The following is a 23,207-nucleotide window of genomic DNA, read 5'->3' as shown; positions in this document are numbered from 1 at the left end:
GTCCGATTGTGTTGAGCGAAGCGAGCCTCAACGCGCCGAACTGACCGAATTTCAACGCTGAGCGGTCACAACTCGGTTCAGTAAACGTCTCGTACGTACCTTTTGTCCGCCGTGAGCTGTTTGACGTACGCCGTCGCCTCGTCCTCGCCCAGACCACCGTGCAGGACGGCGATGTCGCGCAGCGCCCGGTCGACGTCCTTGGCCATCCGGGAGGCGTCGCCGCAGACGTAGAAGTGGGCGCCGTCGCACAGCCAGGACCACAGCTGGGAGCCGTGTTCCCGCATGCGGTCCTGGACGTAGACCTTGGCCCGCTGGTCGCGGGAGAACGCGGTGTCCAGGCGGGTCAGGGTGGCGTCCCGCAGGTGGGCGGTCAGCTCCTGCTCGTAGTAGAAGTCCGTCGCCCGGCGCTGCTCCCCGAAGAACAGCCAGTTGGGGGCGCGGTGGCCGCGGGCCCGGCGCTCGTCGAGGAAGCCCAGGAAGGGCGCGACACCGGTGCCGGGGCCGACCATCACCATCGGGGTGCGGGGGTCGGCCGGCGGGCGGAAGTGCGGGGAGGACCGCACGTGGACGGGCACTTCGGTGCCGGGCTCGGCGTCGGCGAGGAACGGTGAGCACACACCCTGGCGCAGCCGGCCGCGCAGGTTCTCGTAGCGCACGACGGAGACGGTGAGCGAGGCCAGGTGCGGATCGGTGAGGGAGCTCGACGAAATGGAGTACAGCCTCGGCTGCAGCCGCCCCAGCACGTCCGCCCACTCCTGGGCCGCGGCCCGGACACCGAACTCGGCGGCGACGTCGACGGCTTGGCGGCCCCACGACCACTTCGCCAGCTCGCCCTTGTTGTCGGGGCGCAGCAGCTTGCGCAGCTCGCGCGGGTCGCGGACCCGGTCCGCGGTGAAGCGCAGCAGCGCCGGGGTGACGCGGGTGATGTCGAGGTGGCGCGACAGCGCGTCCCCGAGGGCGAGTTCGCCCGCTGCGTCCAGCCGGACGGAGGTGTCCGCGTCGAGCCCGGTGACGGCCAGCCACTCCCGCACCAGAGAAGCCGAGTTGGTCGGATGGACGGCGAGGGCGTCGCCGGCCTCGTAGGCGAGCGGGGTCCCGCCGTCGCGGGTGTCGAAGGTGAAGCGGCGCACCTCCTTGGCGGAACCGGGGCGGCCCAGCAGGCGGTTGCCGGTCAGACGGGCCGTGACGGGGGCCGGGCGCCCGGCGCGGGGCCGCGGCCGGGCGAAGGCCGGGGCGGGCGTCGGGGCTGCCGCCGGAGCGGGGGCGGGCGTCGGGGCTGCCGCCGGGGCGGGGGCGGGCGTCGGGGCGGCCGCCGCGGGGTTCGCCTCCCGCAGCGCGACGAGCACCTGGTCCAGCCAGGCCTCCGCCCGCGCCTCGTAGTCCGGTTCGCAGTCGGCGCGCGGCGCCAGCGGGACGGCACCCAGCTCGCCCATCCGCCGGTCCAGCCGACGTCCGTGCCCGCAGAAGTCGGCGTAGGAGGAGTCGCCGAAAGCGAGGACCGCGTACCGTCGTCCCTCCAGGCGTCCGGCGTCGGGCGCGGTCAGGCCGTCCCAGAAGCGGGCGCCGTTGTCCGGGGCGTCACCGTCGCCGAAGGTGCTGGTGATCAGCAGCAGGTCGGCGTCGTCGGGGAGCGCGCCGGGGTCCGCGTCGGCCATGGCCAGGAGGGAGGCGGCGTGGCCGCCCGCACCGAGCCGTTCGGCGGTGGCGGCCGCGAACTCCTCGGCGGTGCCGGTCTGCGAGGCCCAGAGGATCACCACCCGCCGGGTGGCCCCGGCACCGTGGGCGGGGCCGGCCGGGGCCGGGGCGGTCCGCGAGTACATGCCGGCGAGGGCGCCGTTGACCCACAGGGCGTGCTCCGGGCTGAACGGGGCGTCGGGGGGCAGCACGGGGACGCCCGGGGCCCCGGCCGGTATGCCGGCGAGGAAGCCGACGAGGTAGCTCCGTTCGCGTTCGCCGAGCACGGGCGGCGGAGCGGGCTCCAGGCCGAAGGCGGCGGCGGACGGCCGGCCGGCGGTCGGCACGATCACCGGGTCGGGTCCGGCGGGCGGCCGCGCGCTCGCCGGCGTCGGCACCTTCGTCAGCGACACCGCGGCGACCTTCAGCTCCGGCTGGAAGGAGAGCGGGTCGACGGCGTCGCTGGTGACGGCGTTGACGCTGAGGTACTCGCCGAACAGGTCGTTCCAGTGGAAGGGTGCGAAACAACTCCCGGTGCGCACCCGGTCGGTGACGACGGCCGGCAGCACGGCCCGCCCGCGCCGCGAGGCGACCTCGACGCGGTCGCCGTCGGCGAGGGCGAGCCGCGCCGCGTCCTCGGGGTGGATCTCCACGAACGGCCCCGGGGCGAGCCGGTTCAGCTTGGCCACCCGGGCCGTCTTGGTGAGGGTGTGCCACTGGTGCTGCACCCGCCCGGTGTTGAGGACGAACGGGTAGTCGTCGTCGGGCAGTTCGGCGGGTTCCAGGTGCGGCCGGGCGTGGAAGACGGCCCGGCCGCTCGGGGTGGGGAAGGTGAGGGCGCCGGTGTCCGCGTCGACGTACCGGATCGGGTTGCGGTCGGGCCCGTCCGGCGTGGCGGCGGGCCATTGCACGGGGGCCGCGCGCAGCCGGTCGTACGTCACCCCGCGCAGGTCGTAGCCGGTCGCCGGGTTGTGGGCACGCTTGATCTCCTCGAAGATCTGCTCGGCGCTGTCGTAGGAGAAGCCCTCGGTGAAGCCCATGGCCCGGGCCACCACGGCGATGAGGCGCCAGTCGGCGGTGGCCTCGCCGGGCGGGTCGGCGGCGGCCCTGGCGAGGGTGAGACCGCGCTCGCTGTTGACGAGGACGCCCTCGGTCTCGGTCCACAGGGCGCCGGGCAGCACGACGTCGGCGTAGGCGGTGGTCTCGGTCTCGGCGAAGACGTCCTGGACGACGACCAGTTCGGCGGCCTCCAGGCCCTCGATGACGGTCCTGCGGTTGGCGACGGACGCGACCGGGTTGGTGCAGATGATCCAGCAGGCCCTGATCTCGCCGTCGGCCATCTTCCGGAACATCTCGACGGTGCCCCGGCCGACCCCGTCGGCGCGCAGGGTCCCCGGTTCCAGCCCCCACAGTTCCTCGGTGAAGGCGCGGTCGGCGTCGACGAGGACGGACCGCTGGCCCGGCAGCCCCGGCCCCATGTACCCCATCTCGCGGCCGCCCATGGCGTTGGGCTGGCCGGTGAGGGAGAACGGGCCGCTGCCCGGGCGGCAGATCTTCCCGGTGGCGAGGTGCAGGTTGACCAGGGCGTTGGTGTTCCACGTGCCGTGCGTGGACTGGTTCAGGCCCATGGTCCAGCAGCTGGTCCACTCCCCCGCCGCGCCGATCAGCCGGGCCGCCTCGCGCAGATCGGCCTCCGGGACTCCGGTGATCCCGGCGACGGTGGCGGGCGGGTAGTCGGCGAGGAAGGCGGGCATGTCCTCCCAGCCCTCGGTGTGGGCGGCGATGAAGTCGGGGTCGGTGCGGCCGTCGGCGTGCAGCAGGTGAAGCAGGCCGTTGAGCAGGGCGAGGTCGGTGCCCGGCCGCGGCTGCAGGAAGAGGTCGGCCTTCTCGGCGGTGGCGGTGCGGCGCGGGTCGACGACGACGAGCTTGGCGCCGGCCGACTTCACCCGGTCCATCATCCGCAGGAAGAGGATCGGGTGGCAGTCGGCCATGTTGGAGCCGATGACCAGGAAGAGGTCGGCGCGGTCGAGGTCCTCGTACGAGCCGGGCGGGCCGTCGGCGCCCAGGGAGAGCTTGTAGCCGGTGCCGGCGCTCGCCATGCACAGCCGGGAGTTGGACTCGATCCGGTTGGTGCGCAGGTAGCCCTTGGCGAGTTTGTTCGCCAGGTACTGGGCCTCCAGGGTCATCTGCCCGGAGACGTAGAGGGCGACGGCGTCCGGGCCGTGCTCATCGACGATCGCCCGCAGCCGCGCCGCGGTCTCGGCGACTGCCTCGGCCACCGGGACAGGCTCCGGCTCCTGACCGCGGTCGGGGCGGACCAGGGCGGTGGTCAGCCGGCCGGGCGCGGCGAGCATGTCGGCGGTGGTGGCGCCCTTGGTGCACAGCCGGCCGGCGTTCACCGGGTGGTCCTTGTCGCCGGACGCCTTCAGCACCGTGCGGCGGCCGTCCGGGCCGATGCCGACGTCGAGCACCATGCCGCAGCCCACGCCGCAGTACGAGCAGACCGTGCGCACCCGGGTCGCCCGGTCGGTCCGCTCGGTCCGCTCGGTCACGTCGTCGGTCCAGGAGTCCGGCACGGCCACGCGCGCCCCTTTCGTTTCGCCGATCGCCCTGGTCAGGGCCATGGTCGACGGTACGGAGGACGGATTACGCAGGTGTCTCCCGCACTCGCCGCCAGGGGTTAAGGGCGGCGCACAGAGGGGGGCCAGGTGGTGTGAGCGGCGGTGGCCGGGCGGTGTGAACGACAATGGCCGGGCGATGTGAGCGACGGTGGCCGAGTGATGTGAACGGCAACGACCTGGCGATGTGAGTGACCACGGCCGGGCGACGTGAACGGCGACGGCCGGGCAACGTGAGTGACGACGGCCGGGGCAGGTCCGCGCATTCGGTCAGGGGTGCTGCGACGGCGGCGCGGCGGGGAGGGCGGCCCGGGTCAGGAGATCTCCTGCTCGGCCCAGATGATCTTTCCGCCGGCCGTGTAGCGGGCACCCCAGCGGTGGGTGAGCTGGGCGACCAGGAAGAGGCCGCGGCCGCCCTCGTCCGTGCTGCGCGCATGGCGCAGCCTCGGGGCGGTACTGCTGCCGTCGGCGACCTCGCAGGTCAGCCGGGAGTCGCGGAGCAGCCGCAGCCGGATGGGCGGGGCCGCGTGCCGCATGGCGTTGGTGACCAGCTCGCTGACGATCAGTTCCGTCGTGATGGCCAGGTCCTCCAGGCCCCAGGCCGCCACCTGGCGGACCGCCCGGGCGCGCACCTCGGCGACGGCGGCCGGGTCGGCCGGCACGTCCCAGGAGACGGCCCGGTCGGCCCCGACGGCGTGGGTGCGTGCCAGCAGGAGGGCGACGTCGTCGGACTGCGGCTCCGGGACCAGCGCCCGCACCGCGGCCACGCACAGGTCGGACAGCTCGGCGTCCGGCCGGGCCAGCATCTCGCCGAGCCGGCGCATGCCCAGCTCCATGTCACGGTCGGTGCCCTGGACGATGCCGTCGGTGTACAGGCCCAGCAGACTGTTCTCGGCGAGTTCGATCTCTGCGGTCTCGAACGCCATCCCGCCCAGGCCCAGCGGCGGCCCGGCGGGCAGCTCCGGGAAGGCGACGTGCCCGTCGGGGGTGACGACGACGGGGGGCGGGTGGCCGGCCCGGGCCATCGAGCACCGTCTGCTCACGGGGTCGTAGACGGCGTACAGGCAGGTAGCGCCGAGGAAGGCGGTGGGGCTGCCGTCGGCCGAGGTGCCGGAGGCGGTCTCCTCGGCCAGGCGCAGGACGAGGTCGTCGAGGTGGGCCAGCAGTTCGTCGGGCGGCAGCTCCATGTCGGCGAGGGTCTGCACCGCCGTGCGCAGCCGGCCCATGGACGCGGCCGCGCCGATGCCGTGGCCCACGACGTCGCCGATGACGAGCCCGACGCGCCCGCCGGACAGCGGGATGATGTCGAACCAGTCGCCGCCGACCCCGCCCGTCGCGTCGGCGGGCCGGTAGCAGGACGCCACGTCCATGGCCGTCCCCCCGGCCAGGGTGTGGGGCAGCAGGCTGTGCTGGAGGGTGACCGCCGCCGTGTGCTCCCGGGTGAAGCGACGGGCGTTGTCGACGCACAGCGCCGCCCGTTCCACCACCTCCCGGGCCAGCAGCACGTCGTCGGGTGTGAAGGAGTCCGGGTTGAGCGAGCGGACGAACGTGGCCAGGCCCAGCACGGTGTTGCGCGCACGCATCGGTACGGAGATCAGGGAGTGCAGCCCGAAGTCGCGGATGCGCTGCGCCCGCACGGGTTGCCGGGCCGTCCACACGTCGTCGTCCGGGTCGAGGACCGGTATGAAGATCGGTTCACCCTCGACGAGGAGGGTCGCGTCGTGCGGCGGGGGCAGGAAGTCCACCCGGTCCCCGATCCGCGCCACCGCCTCCGGGCAGCCCTGGCGCACCGAACTCATGCCGGCGCGGCGCATCGACGGACGCGCGGGGCCCGGCCCGGCGTCGGCCGGCCACAGCCCGCGCCCCTCGGAGCCGACCACCGACTCCAGCAGGTCGACGATGACGAAGTCCGCGAAGCGCGGGACGGCGAAGTCGGCCAGTTCCTGGGCGGTCCGCGCGACGTCGAGGGTTCTGCCGATCCCCGTCCCGGCCTCGGCGATCAACGACAGCAGCTGCCGGGCGTGCCACCGCTCGGTGACGTCGAGGACCATGTAGCAGACCCCGGTGACCCCGCCGTCCGCGTCCACCAGCGGGAAGAAGGACGTCGAGTAGGCGTGCCGGCGGTGGGGGTCGGCCCAGCTCCATCCCGTGTACTCGTAGTCGGTCACCGGGGTGCCGGTCTCCAGCACCTTGCGCATCAGCTCCTCCAGGGGCTCCGCCTGCAGCCCGGGCAGCAGCTCGCTCAGCCGCCGGCCCAGGCGCTGCTCGCGGGGCACCCCGCCGAGGCGTTCCAGGGTGTCGTTGAGCCAGACGTAGCGCAGCGCGGTGTCCATCACGGCCATGCCGACCGGGGAACGGGTGAGGAAGCCGTCCAGGACGGACTGGCCGACCGTCCACTGCTGCCTGCGTTCGCGGGCCGACAGCAGGAAGCACTCCTCGGTGCCGACGTGGAAGGACGCGGAGACCCGCAGGTCGACGTCGATGCTGTGGCCGTCACGGTGCCGTACCGGGATCAGCCCGCTCCACCCCATGCCCGCGCGGCACCGCTCGGCGACGCCGGCCACCCGGACCGGGTCCCCTGGCATCGCCAGCAGGCGCGCGGCGGGACCGCCGACCACGTCCGACGCAGGGTGCCCGAGGAGGTCCTCGGCGCCCCGGGTCCAGCCGATCACGACGCCGTGCGCGGACACCACGGCCGCGGCGTCGGTGGACGCGTCCAGCGGGGCACCGGTCCCCGGGGCCGTCGGCTCGGGTTCCCGTGGCACAGAACTCGCAGAACTCATGGGGGTCCCCATCCTCTCCACGACCATGTTCCTGCTTGCCCGCCCGATGTGCACGGTTCCGTCCCGCCGGGGACTGGGCAAGGCGGACGACCGGAGAGAGCATGGAGGGATGGCGGCCGATCCCCTCCCGCCGGGCGACGGCGACGGCTCGTACGACGTCGACGGCTCGTACGACGCCGAGCCGCCCGCGCCGATCGGGCTGCTGGACGTGCTGAGCGTCGCCGCCGTGGTCGTCGACGCGGGCGGACGTATCGTGTTCTGGACCCCGCAGGCCGAGGAGTTGTTCGGCTACACCGCGGCGGAGGCCCTGGGCCGGTACGCGGCCCGGCTGTTCATCCATCCCGAGCATCTGCACGCCGTCACCCGCCTGTTCGCGGAGGTACTGGAGACCGGCCGGAGCTGGGCCGGAGCCTTCCCCATCCGCCACAAGGACGGCAGCACCCGGCTGATGGAGTTCCGCAACATGCGGCTGCTGGACGATCTCGGCGACGTCTACGCCCTGGGCATCGTCGCCGACCACGGCCGGCTGCAGCGCGCCGAGACCGATCTGGCGCTGTGCGAGCGGCTCATCGACCAGTCGCCGATCGGTCTGGCCCTGCTCGACCCCGAACTGCGGTATCTGCTGGTCAACCCGGCGCTGGAGCGGATCGACGGCATTCCGGCCGAGGACCACATCGGCCGCCGGCTGCGCGAGACCCTGCCGTTCCCGGACGCCGACACCGTCGAGTCGGCGCTGCGCCAGGTACTGACGACGGGCACGCCGCTGCTCGACCAGTACCACGTGGGCCGTCCGCCGGCCGATCCCGAGCACGAGCACGCCTGGTCGCTGTCCTTCTACCGGCTGGAGGACCCCGGCGGGCGGGTGCTGGGCGCGGCCACCTCCGTCGTCGACGTCACCGAACGGCACCGGGTGGCCGCCGAGGCCGACCGGGCGAGGCGGCGCCTGTCGCTCATCGCGCACGCCTCCACCCGGGTCGGTACCACCCTGGAGGTGGAGCGGACCGCGCACGAACTGGCCGAGATCGCCACGCCCGAACTCGCCGACGTGGTCGCCGTGGACATCCTGGACTCGGCCCTGGCGTGCCGGCGCACCCGCTCCCCGGACAACGGCCCGGAGCTCTTCCGCGCCCTCGCGCTCAAGGCGGCCCACCCGACCGTGGCGCTGCGCGCCGCCGACCCGCCCGGCGACCTCGCCTCCTACGAGGGCGACCGCCTGGTCACGCTGTGCGTCCACACGGCGCGGCCGGTCCTGGTGCGCCATGTCGACGACCGTGATCTGCCGCGCATCGCCCGGGACGCCGAGGCCGGGGCACTGCTGGCCCGGGCCGGGGTTCACTCCTATCTGGCCGTGCCGTTGATCGCGCACGGCGAGGTGCTCGGCGCCCTGGATCTCAAACGCACCCGCAATCCTCGCCCCTTCGACGAGGACGACGTGGTCCTGGCCAGTGAGCTGGCGGGCCGGGCCGCCGTGGCCATCGACAACGCCCGCTGGTTCCAGAGCGTGCGCAACACCGCGCTCACCCTGCAGCGCAGCCTGCTGCCCGACCACCAGCCCCACCACGCCGGTCTGGAGCTCGCCTCCCGCTATCAGCCCGCGCAGGCCACCAGCGAGGTCGGCGGCGACTGGTACGACGTGATCCCGCTGGCCGACGACCGCACCGCCCTGGTCGTCGGCGACGTCATGGGCAACGGCATCGACGCGGCCGCCACCATGGGCCGGCTGCGCACCGCCACCTGCGCCTACGCGGACCTGGACCTGGACCCGGTGGAGGTGCTCCGGCACCTGGACAGGATCACCTCGGATCTGGAGCACTACATCGTGACCTGCCTGTACGCGGTGTACGACCCGCGCTCACGACGGTGTCTGATCGCCAACGCCGGTCACATGCCGCCCGCGCTGGCCCGCCCGGGCCGGGCGCCGGAGCTGCTGGACCTGCCCACCGGAGCCCCGCTCGGGGTCGGCGGCGTTCCCTTCGGTTCGGCCACGACCGAACTGGGCCCCGGCGATCTGCTGGTCCTGTACACCGACGGGCTCGTCGAGACGCGGCACCACTCGATCGACGACCGGCTGAACGTCCTGCTCAGCTTCCTCGACCCACCGCACCGGCCGCTGGAGGAGATCTGCGACCTCCTGCTGTACGGGCTGCGCCACCCCGACGACCACGACGACGTGGCGCTGCTCGTGGCACGCGCGCTGCCGGCGGGCGACGGGTCCGTGGGCGACGGCCGGGCGGGGGCCGGGCCCCCTGTGGTCAGGTGAGGCGCGCGGCGAACGCCGCGTGGGCCCGGTCGTCGAGGAGGACGAACCTGACCTCCTCGACCGCCGTGGGGGTGGCGCGTACGGTCTCGACCGCGATGCGGGCGGCGTCCTCCGGCGGCCAGCCGTAGATGCCGGCGGAGACGGCGGGAAAGGCGACCGTGCGGGCGCCGAGTTCGTCGGCCACGCGCAGGGACTCGCGGTAGCAGGAAGCCAGCAGGTCGGAGCGGTCCTCCGTGCGGGACCAGACGGGGCCGACCGTGTGGATCACCCAGTGTGCGTCGAGATCGCCCGCGGTGGTGGCGACGGCCTGCCCGGTGGGGAGCCCCTTGCCGTAGCGGGAGGCGCGCAGGCGGCGGCAGTCGTCGAGGACTGCGGGGCCGCCGCGGCGGTGGATGGCACCGTCGACGCCACCACCGCCGAGCAGCGAGGAGTTCGCCGCGTTGACGATGGCGTCGGCGGTCTGTTGGGTGATGTCGCCCCGGACGAACGTGATGGTGGTCATGGCCCCATCCAATCCCCGGGGGCCGGCCGGCGCCTAAGGGATTCCTGGCCACCGGCGGCGACCGGGTGACCCGGACGGGGAGCCGCGAACGGGCAGACGCGGACGGGCAGACGCGGACGGCCGGGCGAGGTGCCCGTGGACGCCGTGGACGTTGTGGACGCAGTGGACGTTGTGGAGGCCGTGGCGCCCCGGCGGATGCCGGTCAGCTCTGCCGGCGCAGGCGGCGCCAGACGGCCTTCGCCGCGTTGTGCCCGGACATGCCGTGCACGCCCGGGCCGGGCGGGGTCGCCGAGGAGCAGATGAAGACGGCCGGGTGCGGGGTCCCGTACGGGAGGAGCGACAGCTTGGGCCGCAGCAGCAGTTGGAGGCCGGAGACCGCGCCGGTGGCGATGTCACCGCCGACGTAGTTGGCGTTGTGGGCGGCGAGTTCGGCGGGGCCGGCGGTGGCGCGGGCCAGGATCCGGTCCCGGAACCCGGGCGCGAAGCGCTCCAGCTGGGCCTCGACGGCGTCCGTCAGGTCACCGGTCCAGCCGTTGGGGACATGGCCGTACGCCCAGAAGACGTGCCGCCCCTCGGGTGCCCGGGTGGGGTCGACGACGCTGGGCTGCACGGTGATCAGGAAGGGTCTGTCGGGGGCGCGGCCCTCACGGGACGCGGCGCGCAGCGCGGCCCCGATCTCGGCGCTGTCGGCGCCGATCTGCACGGTCCCGGCGGTGCGCGCCTCGGGCGCGGTCCAGGGGACGGGCCCGTCCAGCGCGTAGTCGAGCTTGAAGACGCCGGGGCCGTAGCGGTAGTGCTCATAGGCGCGGCCGAGGCCGGCGATGCGGGCGAGCGCGGTGGGCGAGGTGTCGAAGACGTAGGCGCGGGCGGGGGGCAGGTCGTCGAGGCGCTTGACCTCGTAGTCGGTGTGGACGGTGCCGCCGAGGTCCTTGAAGTAGGCGGCGAGGGCGTCCGAGACGGCCTGGGAGCCGCCCTGGGCGACGGGCCAGCCGCGGGCGTGCGCGGCGAGCGCGAAGACCAGGCCGACGGCGCCGGTGGCGAAGCCGCTGAGCGGTGCCATGACATGACCGACGAGACCGGCGAAGAGCGTCCTGGCGCGCTCGTCGCGGAAGCGGCGCATCAGCCAGTCGGCCGGGGGCAGCCCGACCAGGCCGAACCGGGCGAGGGTGACCGGGTCGCGGGGCAGGGCGGTCGAGGGCAGGGACATGAAGTCCCGGGCGAGGGTGTCCCACCGGGGCAGGAAGGGCTCGACGAGCCGGCGGTAGGCGCCCGCGTCCCGGGGGCCGAAGGAGGCGGCCGTCTCGGCGACCGACTTCGACAGCACCGCGGCCGTGCCGTCCGGGAAGGGGTGTGCCATGGGCAGGCCGGCGTGCAGCCAGCGCAGCCCGTAGCGCTCCAGGGGCAGGGCGCGGAAGGCCGGGGAGTTGACGCCGAGGGGGTGGGCCGCCGCGCAGGGGTCGTGCCGGAAGCCCGGCAGGGTCAGTTCCTCGGTGCGGGCTCCTCCGCCCACGGTGTCACGAGCCTCGAACAGGGCGACGGAGAAACCGCGCCGGGCCAGTTCCACGGCGGCCGTCAGCCCGTTCGGCCCCGCTCCCACCACGACCGCATCGAGCATCGACGGCACTTCGGACCCCTTCGTCGCCGGTGGCCTCTGAGGGGCCAGGATATGCCGGGGGGCCGACAACGCCCGCGGCACGGGGGATCGACGCCCGCGGCACGGGCGGATTCAGGTCAGGGCGCGACCGCCGCTCCCCCCGGGGGTGCCCGCCAGCAGGGCCGCCACCCGCCGTGCCGTCGCCGCGTCCCTGGCCGCCGTGAACGGCAGCGCGTTGCCGCCGGTGATCCGGAACGGCTCGCCGGCCAGGGTGAGATGGGTGCCGCCCGCCTCCTCGACCAGCAGGAGTCCGGCGGCGTGGTCCCAGGCGGCCTCCCAGGAGAACGCCGTGGCGTCGGACAGGCCCCGGGCGACGGCGAGGTACTCCAGACCCGCCGAACCGCACGAGCGCGGCTCCACGCCCTCGGTCCACAGGCCGAGCAGGGCCTGCTTCTGCGCGTCGGTGGTGTAGTCGGGGTGGGAGTGGGCCACCCGCAGGGGGCGGCCGGGGTCGGGCGGTCCGGCGTGCAGCCGCTTCCCGTCGAGGTGGGCGCCGCCGCCCCGGACGGCGGTGGCCAGCTGGTCCCGGGCGGCCGCGTAGGTCCAGGAGGCGAGGACCACTCCGTGCCGGGCGAGTGCGACGAGGGTGCAGAAGCCGTCGTCACCGTGCACGAACTGGCGGGTACCGTCGACGGGGTCGACGATCCAGACCGGCGCCTCGCCGCGTATCGCGTCGTAGGTCGCCGGATTGGCGTGCACCGCCTCCTCGCCGACGACGACCGAGCCGGGCAGAAGGGCTCCCAGGTCCCGGGTCAGCCGCCGCTCGGTCTCCCGGTCGGCGTCCGTCACCAGGTCGTGCGGCCCGCTCTTCTCGTCGACCTCGTTGGCCGAGAGCCGGCGGAAGCGCGGCAGGATCTCCGCCGCGGCCGCCTCGCGGACCGCTTCCTCCACGTCGGCCGCGTGGCGGTCGAGGAACTCGTCGATGGACTCCGCGTCTGTGATCATGTCTCCATGAGAGCACGCCCCACTGACAGCCCCCACCGGGCGGGCGCACCGTGGGTGGAATCGGGATGAACAGCCCCGGCGGCGCCCGGCCGACGTGAGCCGCGCGGCCGGCCTGCCGCTGTCCCGTTGCGGTCTTTCACGCTCCGCCTCCGGTCTGCCACGCTCCCCCTCCGGTCGACTGCGCCTGCCTCATCTGCCCACCGCGTACCCCTGCATGCCCCGCGGATTCGCGGCCGCCGCGAGAACGCCGGTGTGCGGTTCCCGGGCGACCGCGCACAGCCGCCCCTCCGACCAGGGGCCGCCGACGGTGACGAGGTGCCCGCGCCGCCGCAGCTCCGCGACCACCTCGGGGGGCGTCCGGGACTCGACGGTGACGCTGCCGGGCCGCATGCCGCGGGGGTGGAAGGAGCCGGGGAAGCCGTCGTTGTGCCAGTTCGGGGCGTCTATGGCGCCCTGGAGGTCCAGGCCGCCGCGCACCGGTGGGCGCAGGGCGACACCGAGGAAGAAGTGCAGCTGCCACTGGTCCTGCTGGTCGCCGCCGGGCGTGCCGAAGGCCAGCACGGGAACGCCGTCGCGCAGCGCCAGGGACGGGGTGAGCGTGGTGCGGGGGCGCCGGCCGGGGGTGAGGGAGTTCGGCAGGCCCTCCTCCAGCCATGTCATCTGCAGCCGGGTGCCGAGCGGGAAACCGAGTTCGGGCACGACGGGGTTGGACTGCAGCCAGCCGCCGCTGGGGGTGGCGGCGATCATGTTGCCCCAGCGGTCCACGACGTCGATGTGGCAGGTGTCGCCCCGGGTGGCTCCGTCGGCGCCGGCCGTGAGCCCCCCGTCGGCGGGCTCGCCCGGCACCGGGGAGGTCGGGGCCTTGGCGACGGTGGGTTCGCCGGCGCCCATCGGGCCGGTGCCGGGCTCGCCGGTGAGGACGGTGTGCGCGTGCGTGCTGAGCCGGGGCGTGCGGCCACCGGGGCTGCCGGGCCGCAGGTCGTGACAGGCCCGCTCGCCGATCAGTGCCCGCCGGGCCGCGTTGTACGGCGCGGACAGCAGGTCGGTGAGGGGCACCTCGGCCGCGTCGCCGTACCAGGCCTCCCGGTCGGCCATGGCGAGCTTGCAGCCCTCGACCAGCAGGTGGACGTAGTCGGCCGAGCCGGGCGCGGGCAACTCGGGCGGGAGCAGGGCGAGCTGCTGCAGCAGCACCGGGCCCTGGCTCCAGGGGCCGGCCTTGCACAGGGTCCAGCCGTTCCAGTCGTACGTCGCGGGCGCCTCGTAGGTCGCGGACCAGCCGGCGAGGTCGGCCTCGGTGAGGGTGCCGGTGTGGTGCTCGCCGCTGGTGTCGAGGGTGGGCCGGCGGGCCTGCCGGACGAGGGCCTCGGCGACGAACCCGGACCGCCACACCTGACGGGCGGCCTCGATCCGCGCCTCCCGGTCCCCCGCGCCGGCGGTCTCGGCGAGCAGCCGGCGCCAGGTGGCCGCGAGGGCCGGGTTGCGGAACAGCCGGCCGGGGCGGGGCGGCTCCCCGCCGGGCAGGTACACCTCGGCGGACGAGGTCCACTCCGTCCCGAACAGCCGGCGGACGGTCTCGACGCTCGCGCGGAGGTTCTCCACGGGCGGGTGCCCGTGCTCGGCGTATCCGACGGCGTACTTCAGGACGGCGTCCAGGGGCTTGGTGCCGTGGTCGCGCAGCAGCAGCATCCAGGCGTCGAAGGCGCCGGGCACGGCGGCGGCGAGCGGTCCGGTGCCGGGGACCAGGTCGAGTCCGAGCCCCTGGTAGTGGGCGACGGTCGCGCCGGCGGGGGCGACGCCCTGCCCGCACACCACCCGCACCGGGCCGCCCGCGGGCGCCATGACGATCGGCACCTCGCCGGCCGGCCCGTTCAGGTGCGGCTCCACGACGTGCAGCACGAACGCCCCGGCCACGGCGGCGTCGTAGGCGTTGCCCCCGTCCTCCAGAACGGCCATCGCCGTCTGCGACGCCAGCCAGTGTGTGGACGACACCATGCCGAAGGTGCCCTGGAGGGTGGGGCGGGTGGTGAACATCGCGGCTCTCACCTCGCTGTTGACGGATCGCGGCCCAAGTGATGGGCACTCAGGACAGGTCCTGGGGAGTCAGGGGAGTTTGCGCCGACGGCCGCCTTCCCCCGCTCCCCCAGAAGGCTATCGATCGCCCTGCGCCCCTCCTCCCCGCCTCCGGCACGAAGTGGGCGTAGTGGTCGAGGATGATGGTCGGCCTTTTCCTGGACACCGGCGGGTCGAGGCGGACAGCGAGATCCGGGACGGGGCCTGGGGCGCCGAACTCACCGGCGACGTCCTGGACGGCTGACCGAAGGGGATGCGGCTGATCGTCCGGAAGGAACGGCTCCATCCCGGAGCCCAGTTTCGACTGTCGGGCGCGGACTGCATGCGGCTGACCTGTTTCGCGACCAACACCGACAGGCCGATCGCGCTGCGGCGGGCACCGGCAGGCGAAGTTCCGCAGCCGCTGATACGCCCAGTAGGCCTTGAGCTCCGCCCGGTTCACGCCGTCCCCGAGCCCGAGCAGGACCTCGTCGACCGCGCCCGCCGACTCTCCCGTCGCCGAGCCCTTGACATCGGCCGCCGCCCGGGCGACCGTCCGCCGCCGTGCCGGCGGGCCCCTGCATGCCGCCGCTCATGGACGCCACGGTCTCAAACCCGGGCAGGCCGGGGCGATGTGGTCCAAGGCTGCGAGCGAAGGCGGTGCGGGCCGCGGCATGGGGACGGGTGGTGCCCAGGGACGACCTGCCTGTCCACCAGGAGGCTGCGTCGAGTCGTTCGCCGTGTGGGCCGAACGGGCCCGCGCGGCAGACGGTCGGCCCTGCCAGGGGGGGTGCTCGGGAGGGTGAGGCTGATGCTGGGAGGCGTTGGGACGTCCGAACGTGGGAGTCATGATGAGCGGTCTGGTGGTCGTGGGCGTGGACGGGTCCGCGTCGAGTCTTGCCGCGGTGGACACGGCGGCGCGCGAGGCGCGATGGCGTGGCGCGGGGCTGCGGGTGGTGCACGCGTTCTTGTGGCCCGCGATGCACGTGCCGCTCGGGCCGTCGCCGCTGGGGCCGCCTGAAGGCGGGGTTCGGAACATGGTCGAGCACCTGGTGGCTGAGGCGGTGGAGCGTGCCAGGTCGGCGGCACCGGAGGTGGATGTCTCCCACGCGGTGGTGACAGGGGAGCCTTTGACGGTGCTGGAGGCACAGTCACGCGCCGCGGAACTCGTGGTCGTCGGGTCCCGGGGCATGGGCGGGTTCGTCGGGCTGCTGGTGGGATCGACAGCGGTGCATCTGGCCGCGCACGGCACGTGCCCGGTGCTCGTGGTGCGAGACACGGGTGACGACGCCGGGCCGGTGGTGCTGGGCGTCGACGGCTCCACCGCGGGTGAGCCGGCCGTGGACTTCGCCTTCGCCGAGGCGGCCTGGCGTGGAGCCGGCCTTGTGGCCCTGCACGCCTGGACCACATGGAACGCACCGCTGCCCGCCCCGCAGGACGCGGCGGCGCCGTATGCGAACCAGCCGGGCGAGCTTGGGCAGGAGGAGGAACGGCTGTTGGCGGAGGCGCTCGCCGGCCACAGGGAGCGGTATCCGGAGGTGGCCGTGGAGCACCAGGTGGTGCACGGCCGGACCCGTGAGGCACTGATCGAGGCCAGCCGTTCGGCGCAGCTGCTGGTGGTCGGTGCCCGGGGGCGCGGCGGGTTCGCAGGGCTGCTGCTGGGGTCGGTCAGCCAGGCGGTCCTGCATCACGCGCACTGCCCGGTCGCTGTCGTGCGGGGTCCAGGTGGGCGTCGCTGACTTCGACGGGGTGCCCGGTCGCCGGGATCGCCCAGTGCGCGACGCGCATCACGGGCTGGCCGCGCATGAGGTCGTCCTGCTCCTGGAGACCGATGCCGATCGTGGCCTGGGTACGGATGAGGCGGCACGGCGCCTGCAGCGGTTCGGGCCCAACATGCTGCCCGCCGCCACGGGCGGTGGGCTTCTCTGGCGCGTTCTGCGTCAGTTCCACCATCCGCTGATCTACGTACTCATCGCGGCAGGTGCGATCACCGCGGCATTGGGCGAGTACGTGGATTCCGCGGTGATTCTCGGTGTGGTGCTGGTCAACGCGCTGGTCGGTTCCGTGCAGGAGTCGAAGGCCGAGGCGGCGCTGGAGAGCCTGCGGTCGATGGTACGCACCACAGCCCGGGTGGTACGCGGCGGGCGTGAGCAGGCGGTGCCCTCGGAGGATCTCGTACCGGGTGATCTGGTGCTGGTGGAAGCCGGGGACAAGGTGCCGGCCGATGTGCGGCTGGTGCGGGTCGCGGAGCTGCGGGTCGACGAGTCGGCGCTGACCGGGGAGTCCGCTCCGGTGGCCAAGGACGAGGTGGTGCTGGACGCGGGGACGGCGGTGGCCGACCGGCGGAACATGGTCCACTCCGGAACGCTGGTGGCGGCCGGCCGGGGCACCGGCATCGCGGTGGCAACCGGTGCGCAGACCGAGCTGGGGGAGATCCATCGTCTGGTGGGGGCCGCGGAGACGCTGGCCACGCCGCTGACAGCGAAGCTCGCCGCGTTCAGCAAGGTACTGACGGTGGTGATCCTTGCCCTGGCGGCGGTGACCTTCGCGATCGGCCTGGTCCGCGGGCAGGGTGCGGTGCAGACGTTCACCGCCGCGGTCGCCCTGGCGGTGGGCGCGATTCCCGAAGGGCTTCCGGCTGCGGTCACCATCACGCTGGCCATCGGGGTGGGCCGGATGGCCAGGCGCCGGGCGGTGATCCGCCGCCTGCCCGCGGTGGAGACGCTCGGCAGCACCACGGTGATCTGCTCGGACAAGACCCCGGCATCATGCGGCGGCCGCCCCGCGACCCGGCCCGCCCGCTGCTCACCGGCGCCCTCGTCACCCGGATCCTGCTGGTCTCCGCCCTGCTGGTGGCCGGTTCCTGGTGGCTGTTCGAATGGGAGCGCAGGATGGGCGCGAGCCTGGCCGAGGCACGCACCGCTGCGGTGAACCTGTTCGTGGCGGTCGAACTGCTCTACCTCTTCAGCTGCCGCTCTCTGACCCGCTCTGTGTGGCGCATCGGCCTGCTGTCCAACCGGTGGGTCGTCGGCGGGGTCCTGGCCCAAGCGGTCGGCCAGTTGGCGCTGACCTACGTACCGGCCATGAACCATCTCTTCCACACCGCTCCGATCACTGGCCAGGCATGGCTGCGCATCCTCGGCATCGCCGCACTCACCGCCCTCGCCGTCGCCCTGGACAAGCACCTGCGGCACCGGCCCCTGTAGCCGTCCACCGGCCGGTCAGCGCGCCGTCACATCGTGACGTGGTCGCCGGGTCGTGCCCGCAGCGCGTGCCCCGGCGAAACGCGTGATCACAGGTCCGGCCACGGCCGGCAGCAGCAATAGCCGGCCACGAGGGCGCCGAGCCGGTCCTGAAGCACTCCCACCGGGCCGACCATGACGATGGAGAACTCGCCCCGGGCGATGAGCGCGGTCCCGGCCCGCAGCCGCCCCCGGCGCCCCGTCCCGTCCCGTCCCGTCCCGCCGCGCGGCATACGGAGGCCACTTTCGTCACGGCAGTGACCAGAGCCGACAGCGGGGCGGCGGGCAGCACCGGAAGCAACGTGCCCGGGTTCACGGACAGACCGATGGCCAGGAGGGCCCGTTCTCGGTCGGCACCAGCTGCACCACCGCACCTTGTGGATCTGTCTCGCCGCCGTTCTCATGCTGCAGGTCGTCGCCGTCCAAGCCCCCTTCGCCCGAGGTGTGTTCGGCACAGTCCCCCTCAGCCCGCCCAAAGGGCCATTTGCGTGGCCACCGCCTCCACCGTGGTGCTGAGCGAACATGCCTGGCGCGCGGGACGGGCCGATATCAGCCGCCGAGCGGCCCGCCGAAGCGGCAAGCCCTGACCATCCGCGACACACCCCTGCCGCCCTCAGGGCGGCGCGCCCGAGCGGGTGGCACGGTGACATCATGGAAGGGTTCTGGTTCGACCTCGCGCTCATCGCCGCGCTGATCGTGCTCAACGCACTCTTCGCGGGCAGCGAGATCGCGCTGATCTCCCTGCGGGAGAGCCAGCTGCGCCGCCTGCGGCGCCGCGGGGCAGCCCGCGCGGCCCGGCTGGTGCGTCTGACCGAGGAACCCAACCGATTCCTGGCCACCATCCAGATCGGCATCACGCTGGCCGGTTTCCTGGCCTCCGCCACCGCCGCCGTCTCTCTGGCCGAGCCTCTGGTACCCGCCCTGGGATTCGCCGGAAGAGCCGCCGAGCCGCTGGCCATTGCGCTGGTGACCCTGACGCTGACCTTCGTCACGCTGGTGGTCGGCGAACTCGCGCCCAAGCGCCTGGCCATGCAGTACGCCCAACGGTGGGCCCTGCTGGCAGCCACCCCCCTCGACGTCCTCGCCACCGCGGCACGCCCGGCCGTATGGGCTCTCAGCCGGGCCACCGACCTGATCGTCCGCCTCCTGGGCGGCAACCCTCGCGCGTCCCAGCAGCCGCCCAGCCCCGAAAGAGCTACGGGACATGGTCATCAGCCACCGTGGTCTGACCACACAGCAGCGGACCATCATCTCCAGCGCCCTGGAGATCCACGAGCGCCCCCTGCGGACCGTTGTCGTTCCGCGCCCTGACGTGTTCACCCTGCCCGACGACATGCCCGCCGCCCAAGCCCGCCTGGCCCTGGCGCGCTCCGGACACTCCCGTGCCCCCGTCCTGCAAGCGGGCCACTTCGACGACGTCCTCGGCATCGTTCACCTGCGCGACCTGACCACCGGCGACGACACAGCCCCCGTCACCGCCCTCGCCCGGCCGGCACTCTTCTTATCCGACTTCATGAAGGTCTCCGAAGCCCTGCGGCGCCTGATGGCCGCCCACGAGCAGTTCGCCCTCGTCGTCGACGAACACGGTTCCGTCGACGGCATCGTCACCATCGAGGACCTCCTGGAAGAGCTCGTCGGCGAGATCCACGACGAGACCGACCACACCACAACCGACTACACCCAGCCCGACGGCTCCCTGCTCCTGCCCGGCAGCTTCCCCCTCCACGACCTGCCCGACCTCGGCGTCGACCTCGGCGACCTCACCCACGGCCCGTACACGACCATCGCCGGCCTCGCCCTCGCCCGGCTCGGACGCCTGCCGCAGCACCCCGGCGACAGCGTCCGCCTCGCCAACTGGACGCTGGAGATCACCGGCATCCACCGCCATGCCGTCACCGCTGTCCGCCTGAGACCCCATCAGGCACGGTAACCTGCGCCAGGACTCGCCAACCGAACGCAGGAAAATCTCGCCCGTCCCACGCCAAGCGGGTGGCTCCCGGCGTCGGGGCAGAACCCGGACTCTACGAAACCCGGGACAGCTCAATCCGCTCATGTTCACCAGAGCGGCCGATAGCCGGCCAACGCTGCAAGGCACTTCGGTCAGCAGCCTATGAGCCCTACCGAGATTGAAACAGGCCACCGCGTCCTGTCGGGCCTTCGTCACCTGCCGCGTGGCCGACGGTGACCCCGTCTACACACAGGCGCTGTCCGCGAGCGCGGTGGTTGCAGGGGTGGGACCGCATTCAGGAGCGGCTTGGGGCCCATCGCGAGGCCGCTCCGCCTGGGGAGCGGCTGGGGAGCTCTTCATCACTGAGGGGCGACTCTGGGGAGTTCCGGTGGAACACCGCGTAGCGGGTCACACCAGGGGAACCAATACATCGATATAGCGGCACATCAACTTTTCTCTCGGAGGGGCGCGGGTGGAAGCGGTGGATCTCGATGCTGTCGCCGATGAGCTGTACGGGCTGCGGCCGGAGGAGTTCACCGTCGTCCGCGACCGGCACGCGGCCGCCGCCCGCGCGGCGGGTGACCGGGAACTCGCGGACCGGATCAAGGCGCTGCGCCGCCCCACCCTGGCCGCCTGGGCCAGCAATCTCCTCGTACGCGAGCAGCCTGAGGCGGTGGAGCCGCTGGTCCGGCTCGGCGAGGGGCTGCGCCGGGCGCACGAAGAGCTGGACGGCGCACAGCTGCGCGAACTCTCGCGTCGGCAGCACACCCTGGTCGCCGCCCTGACACGGCAGGCCGGCAGCCTCACGGCGGCGGCCGGGCACCGCGTCGGCGGTGCGGTGCAGGAGGAGATCGAGCAGACCCTGCGCGCCGTGCTCGCCGACCCCGAGGCGGCCCGCGAGTGGGCCACCGGCAGGCTGGCCAGGCCGCTCAGCGCCGCGCCCGGCTTCCGGCTCGGCGACACGCGGACGCAGGCGCAGACGCAGACGCAGACGCACCTGACGCTGGTGCCGCCCGTTTCCCGGGAGCGCGGGAAGGCGGCGGAGCGCAGGACACCGGACCGCCGGCCACCCGAACCCAGTGCCGCGGAGCGGAAGGCCGCCGGGAAACGCCGGAGGACCGAGGAACGGCGCCGCCGGGAGTCGGCCGAGGCCCGGGAAGCGGCGGAGCGGGCCGCCGAGGACCTGCGCGGGCGGGAGGCGGACGCCGAGCAAGCCGAGCGGGCGGCCGGGGAGGCGGCGGACCGCGCCGCCCGCCTGCGCCGGCGGGTCGGCGAGCTGGCCGACGCGCTGCGCGGCGCCGAGGCCGACGTCCGGGAGGCCGAGGGCGCGGAACGCGAGGCGCGCGTGCGGGCCCGGGAGGCCGAGCGCGGCCTGCGGGACGCCCGGCGCCGGGCCCGCGTCACGGCCACCCACCTCGCACGTCTGACGCCCGACGACGGCTGAGCCGCCTCCGAGCCGCGGCGAGCCCGGCGACCGGGAGGCGGACACCGTCCGGCAGCCCGTCGACGCCCTCGGCGTCGCCGGGGAGCGCGAAGAGGTCGTCGCTGCCGCCGACCCGCTCGGACGAACCGCCCGGAGCAGATCGACGCGCCGCCGCCTGACGCTTGACGGCGCCGCCGCGGGGTACTCCCTCCCCGACACGTCGACCACCGGCCACCGGCCACCGGGACCATCGAGGTCAGGAGGGACACGGGCATGGCTCTCACTCACGCGCTGGAACACGGTGTCCTGGTGATCACCGTGGACCGTGACCCCGGCGCCGCCGAGCGTGCCCTGCTCGCGGCCGATATCAGCGCCCTCGTCGAGGCGCACCGGCCGTCGCCCGTCGTGATCGTCCTGGACGAGCCGGCCACCGGGAGCGCGGCGGTGGGCGCCGTGCTGCGGGCCCACCGCGCCTGCGGAAGCCTCGGCGTCCTGATGTCCGTCGCCACGCACAGCGCCCCGGCTCGCCGGCTCCTGGAGGCGAGCGCCGAGGACGGCCGCCCCCGGCTGGTGATCCACGCGCGCGCCGACATCGCCATCGACGCGGCCTATGCCGCCGCCGCGTGAGGGGCGGACGCTCCGGGTACCCGGCGGGTTTGGACCACCAAGAAGGATCGATCATGGCTTTGGCCCTGATGCGCGATGACGCCGCCGACATCCTGACCCGCCAGCACGCCCAGATCCGGCGCGGCTTCTACAAGGCCGCCGTACCCGGGCCGACGCGTCGGCGGGCGTTCGACCAGCTGATGCGTCTGCTCGCCGTGCACGAGGCGGCGGAGGAGGCCCACGTGCACCCGGTGGCCCGCCGCGCGCTGCGCGCCGGGCGGGCCGTCGCCGCTCGGCGGCGCGAGGAGGAGAAGCAGGCCAAGAAGCTGCTGGTGAGGCTGTGGCGCACCGGACCGTACGGCAAGGGCTACCTGCGGCAGTTGAACGCGGCCCGCCGGGCCGTACTCGCCCACGCCGCACGTGAGGAGCGCGAGGAGTTCGCGGCACTGCGCCGCGCCGTGGGCGCGGGGCGCCTGCGGATGCTGGGCGCCGAGGTGAAGCTGGCGCAGGTGTACGCACCCACGCGCCCGCACCGGTGGGTGAACAACGAGGCGGCCAACAGTGCGACTGCGGCCATGACGGTGGCGTGCCAGGTGCGGAAGTCCTTCGCCGTGATCTCCAGGCCGGCCGCCTCCTTGAGGTAGGTGTTGACGTCGTCGCCGTTCACCTCGCGCCAGGCGGGCCGCTCCCAGTAGGCCAGCAGCCGGTCGCCGCCGCCCCGGCGCCGCATCAGCGCGGTGAGACTGCGGCAGGCGGCGGGGTCCGCGACCGTCTGGACGATCTCCTTGCCGTGCTTGCCGGTGTAGGTGAACAGCACCGCGCCGGCCCGGCAGCGGGAGTGCTCGCGCAGCAGGGTGGTCAGGCCGTAGCTGTGGTTCAACTCCGTGTACCGGTCGCTGCCGATGCGGAAGAACCCCAGGTCGAGCAGGCGTACGGCGGTCGCCAGTACCCGGCGCCGGGTCACCCCCCGGTCACTCAGGTGACCTTCGACGGTCTCCCGCAGCGCGGGCAGCCGCTCGGCGACGTCGAGCACGCTCGTGCTTGGCCCGTTCCTGCTCGGCGCGGAACCTCGGGTGGTACAAGTACTGCCGCCGCCCGGCCGCGTCGGTGCCCACGGCCTGCAGATGGCCGTGGGCGCGGGCACAGATCCACACCTCGCGCCAGGCCGGCGGGATGACCAGCCCCCGGACGCGGGCCAGTTCCGCCGGGTCGCGCAGCGGGTTCCTGCGGCTGTCGAGGTACCGGAAGCCCCGCCCGTGCGGCAATCGGCGGTACCCGGGCTCCGTGGGGCGGCTGCGGTAGAGGCGCATCCGCTCCCTCCTCCCGTCCCGGCGTCCCCGTCCCGTAGCGGGTTCCTGACAAGCCCCCGTCGTATGCCTGCCGCACGCCGTGTCCCTGCGCACCGTGGGCATCGGGGGCACCCCTGGAGACAAATAAGGACATACACCCCATGGCGCCGGAGAGACTGTGACCACGCGGGCACGGAGCGAGTTGACACTTCCG

General features: G+C 73.9%; 16 protein-coding genes and 3 pseudogenes. 10 read left to right on the top strand and 9 right to left on the bottom strand.

From position 1 onward, the window contains the following. Positions 1-77: 77 nt before the first annotated feature. Together AC3ET3_RS14800 and AC3ET3_RS14795 are read right to left on the bottom strand one after the other, a co-directional pair. The gene (locus tag AC3ET3_RS14800) at positions 78-4,148 is read right to left on the bottom strand and encodes a bifunctional nitrate reductase/sulfite reductase flavoprotein subunit alpha (RefSeq protein ID WP_435612297.1); all 4,071 of its coding nucleotides are present in this window, start codon (positions 4,146-4,148) and stop codon (positions 78-80) included. Positions 4,149-4,606: 458 nt separating this feature from the next. Further along, complete coding sequence (locus AC3ET3_RS14795; RefSeq protein ID WP_435612281.1) at positions 4,607-7,075, bottom strand: SpoIIE family protein phosphatase; 2,469 nt, start codon at positions 7,073-7,075, stop codon at positions 4,607-4,609. A gap of 109 nt (positions 7,076-7,184) precedes the next feature. On the opposite strand from AC3ET3_RS14795, the gene AC3ET3_RS14790 reads away from it, so the two are divergent. Next, positions 7,185-9,335 carry a SpoIIE family protein phosphatase gene (locus AC3ET3_RS14790; RefSeq protein ID WP_432156420.1) on the top strand — a complete coding sequence of 717 codons (2,151 nt, stop codon included), beginning with the start codon at positions 7,185-7,187 and terminating at the stop codon, positions 9,333-9,335. On the opposite strand, the gene AC3ET3_RS14785 is transcribed toward AC3ET3_RS14790, so the two are convergent. From AC3ET3_RS14785 to AC3ET3_RS14770, 4 genes are all read right to left on the bottom strand, one after another. Next, on the bottom strand, positions 9,328-9,837 hold the full coding sequence (locus AC3ET3_RS14785; RefSeq protein WP_432133817.1) for an O-acetyl-ADP-ribose deacetylase: 510 nt from the start codon (positions 9,835-9,837) through the stop codon (positions 9,328-9,330). The genes AC3ET3_RS14790 and AC3ET3_RS14785 overlap by 8 nt on opposite strands. A gap of 202 nt (positions 9,838-10,039) precedes the next feature. After that, entirely contained in the window at positions 10,040-11,452 is a 1,413-nt protein-coding gene (locus AC3ET3_RS14780; RefSeq protein WP_435612296.1) for a phytoene desaturase family protein, read from the bottom strand. 111 nt (positions 11,453-11,563) lie between these two features. Beyond that, a complete protein-coding gene (locus AC3ET3_RS14775; protein WP_432133816.1) occupies positions 11,564-12,436 on the bottom strand; it encodes an inositol monophosphatase family protein in 873 nt (290 codons plus the stop codon). A 189-nt stretch (positions 12,437-12,625) separates the two neighbouring features. Continuing rightward, positions 12,626-14,467: a gamma-glutamyltransferase family protein gene (locus AC3ET3_RS14770; protein WP_435612280.1), complete on the bottom strand. Its 1,842-nt coding sequence runs from the start codon at positions 14,465-14,467 to the stop codon at positions 12,626-12,628. Positions 14,468-14,681: 214 nt separating this feature from the next. Between AC3ET3_RS14770 and AC3ET3_RS14765 the strand changes: the two are divergent. From AC3ET3_RS14765 to AC3ET3_RS14750, 4 genes and pseudogenes are all read left to right on the top strand, one after another. Next, positions 14,682-14,858, top strand: a pseudogene (locus tag AC3ET3_RS14765) (IS1380 family transposase); the annotation flags it as partial. Positions 14,859-15,336: 478 nt separating this feature from the next. Next, the gene (locus tag AC3ET3_RS14760; protein ID WP_432133950.1) at positions 15,337-16,224 is read left to right on the top strand and encodes a universal stress protein; all 888 of its coding nucleotides are present in this window, start codon (positions 15,337-15,339) and stop codon (positions 16,222-16,224) included. Then, positions 16,109-17,185: pseudogene (locus tag AC3ET3_RS14755) on the top strand (HAD-IC family P-type ATPase); the annotation flags it as partial. The gene AC3ET3_RS14760 and the pseudogene AC3ET3_RS14755, both read left to right, overlap by 116 nt. Before the next feature lie 68 nt (positions 17,186-17,253). Beyond that, positions 17,254-17,691 carry a cation transporting ATPase C-terminal domain-containing protein gene (locus tag AC3ET3_RS14750; protein WP_435612279.1) on the top strand — a complete coding sequence of 146 codons (438 nt, stop codon included), beginning with the start codon at positions 17,254-17,256 and terminating at the stop codon, positions 17,689-17,691. 86 nt (positions 17,692-17,777) lie between these two features. On the opposite strand, the gene AC3ET3_RS14745 is transcribed toward AC3ET3_RS14750, so the two are convergent. After that, complete coding sequence (locus AC3ET3_RS14745; protein WP_435612278.1) at positions 17,778-17,960, bottom strand: hypothetical protein; 183 nt, start codon at positions 17,958-17,960, stop codon at positions 17,778-17,780. 418 nt (positions 17,961-18,378) lie between these two features. Here AC3ET3_RS14745 and AC3ET3_RS14740 point away from each other — a divergent pair, with 418 nt between their 5' ends. The 5 genes and pseudogenes from AC3ET3_RS14740 to AC3ET3_RS14720 all read left to right on the top strand — a co-directional run. Beyond that, positions 18,379-19,038, top strand: coding sequence for a CNNM domain-containing protein (locus AC3ET3_RS14740; RefSeq protein ID WP_432156424.1), 660 nt, complete (start codon positions 18,379-18,381; stop codon positions 19,036-19,038). Beyond that, positions 18,932-19,657 (top strand): CBS domain-containing protein, encoded by a 726-nt coding sequence (locus AC3ET3_RS14735; protein WP_432156425.1) that lies wholly within the window; start codon positions 18,932-18,934, stop codon positions 19,655-19,657. Before AC3ET3_RS14740 ends, AC3ET3_RS14735 begins: the two co-directional genes overlap by 107 nt. Positions 19,658-20,156: 499 nt before the next feature. Next, positions 20,157-21,119 carry a hypothetical protein gene (locus AC3ET3_RS14730; protein WP_435612277.1) on the top strand — a complete coding sequence of 321 codons (963 nt, stop codon included), beginning with the start codon at positions 20,157-20,159 and terminating at the stop codon, positions 21,117-21,119. 252 nt (positions 21,120-21,371) lie between these two features. Then, on the top strand, positions 21,372-21,725 hold the full coding sequence (locus AC3ET3_RS14725) for a hypothetical protein (protein WP_432133811.1): 354 nt from the start codon (positions 21,372-21,374) through the stop codon (positions 21,723-21,725). Between the two features lie 53 nt (positions 21,726-21,778). Beyond that, a pseudogene (locus AC3ET3_RS14720) lies at positions 21,779-22,090 on the top strand (hemerythrin domain-containing protein); the annotation flags it as partial. Here the strand turns inward: AC3ET3_RS14720 and AC3ET3_RS14715 are convergent. Next, the gene (locus AC3ET3_RS14715) at positions 22,072-22,668 is read right to left on the bottom strand and encodes a hypothetical protein (protein WP_435612295.1); all 597 of its coding nucleotides are present in this window, start codon (positions 22,666-22,668) and stop codon (positions 22,072-22,074) included. The pseudogene AC3ET3_RS14720 and the gene AC3ET3_RS14715 sit on opposite strands and share 19 nt — an antisense overlap. A gap of 7 nt (positions 22,669-22,675) precedes the next feature. Beyond that, positions 22,676-23,014, bottom strand: coding sequence for a hypothetical protein (locus tag AC3ET3_RS14710; RefSeq protein ID WP_435612276.1), 339 nt, complete (start codon positions 23,012-23,014; stop codon positions 22,676-22,678). Positions 23,015-23,207 lie beyond the last annotated feature (193 nt).

This window comes from Streptomyces sp. bgisy159 (genome assembly GCF_057707805.1).
The sequence above is the reverse complement of the archived record's forward strand: the minus strand, read 5'-3'. Positions and strand labels throughout refer to the sequence as shown.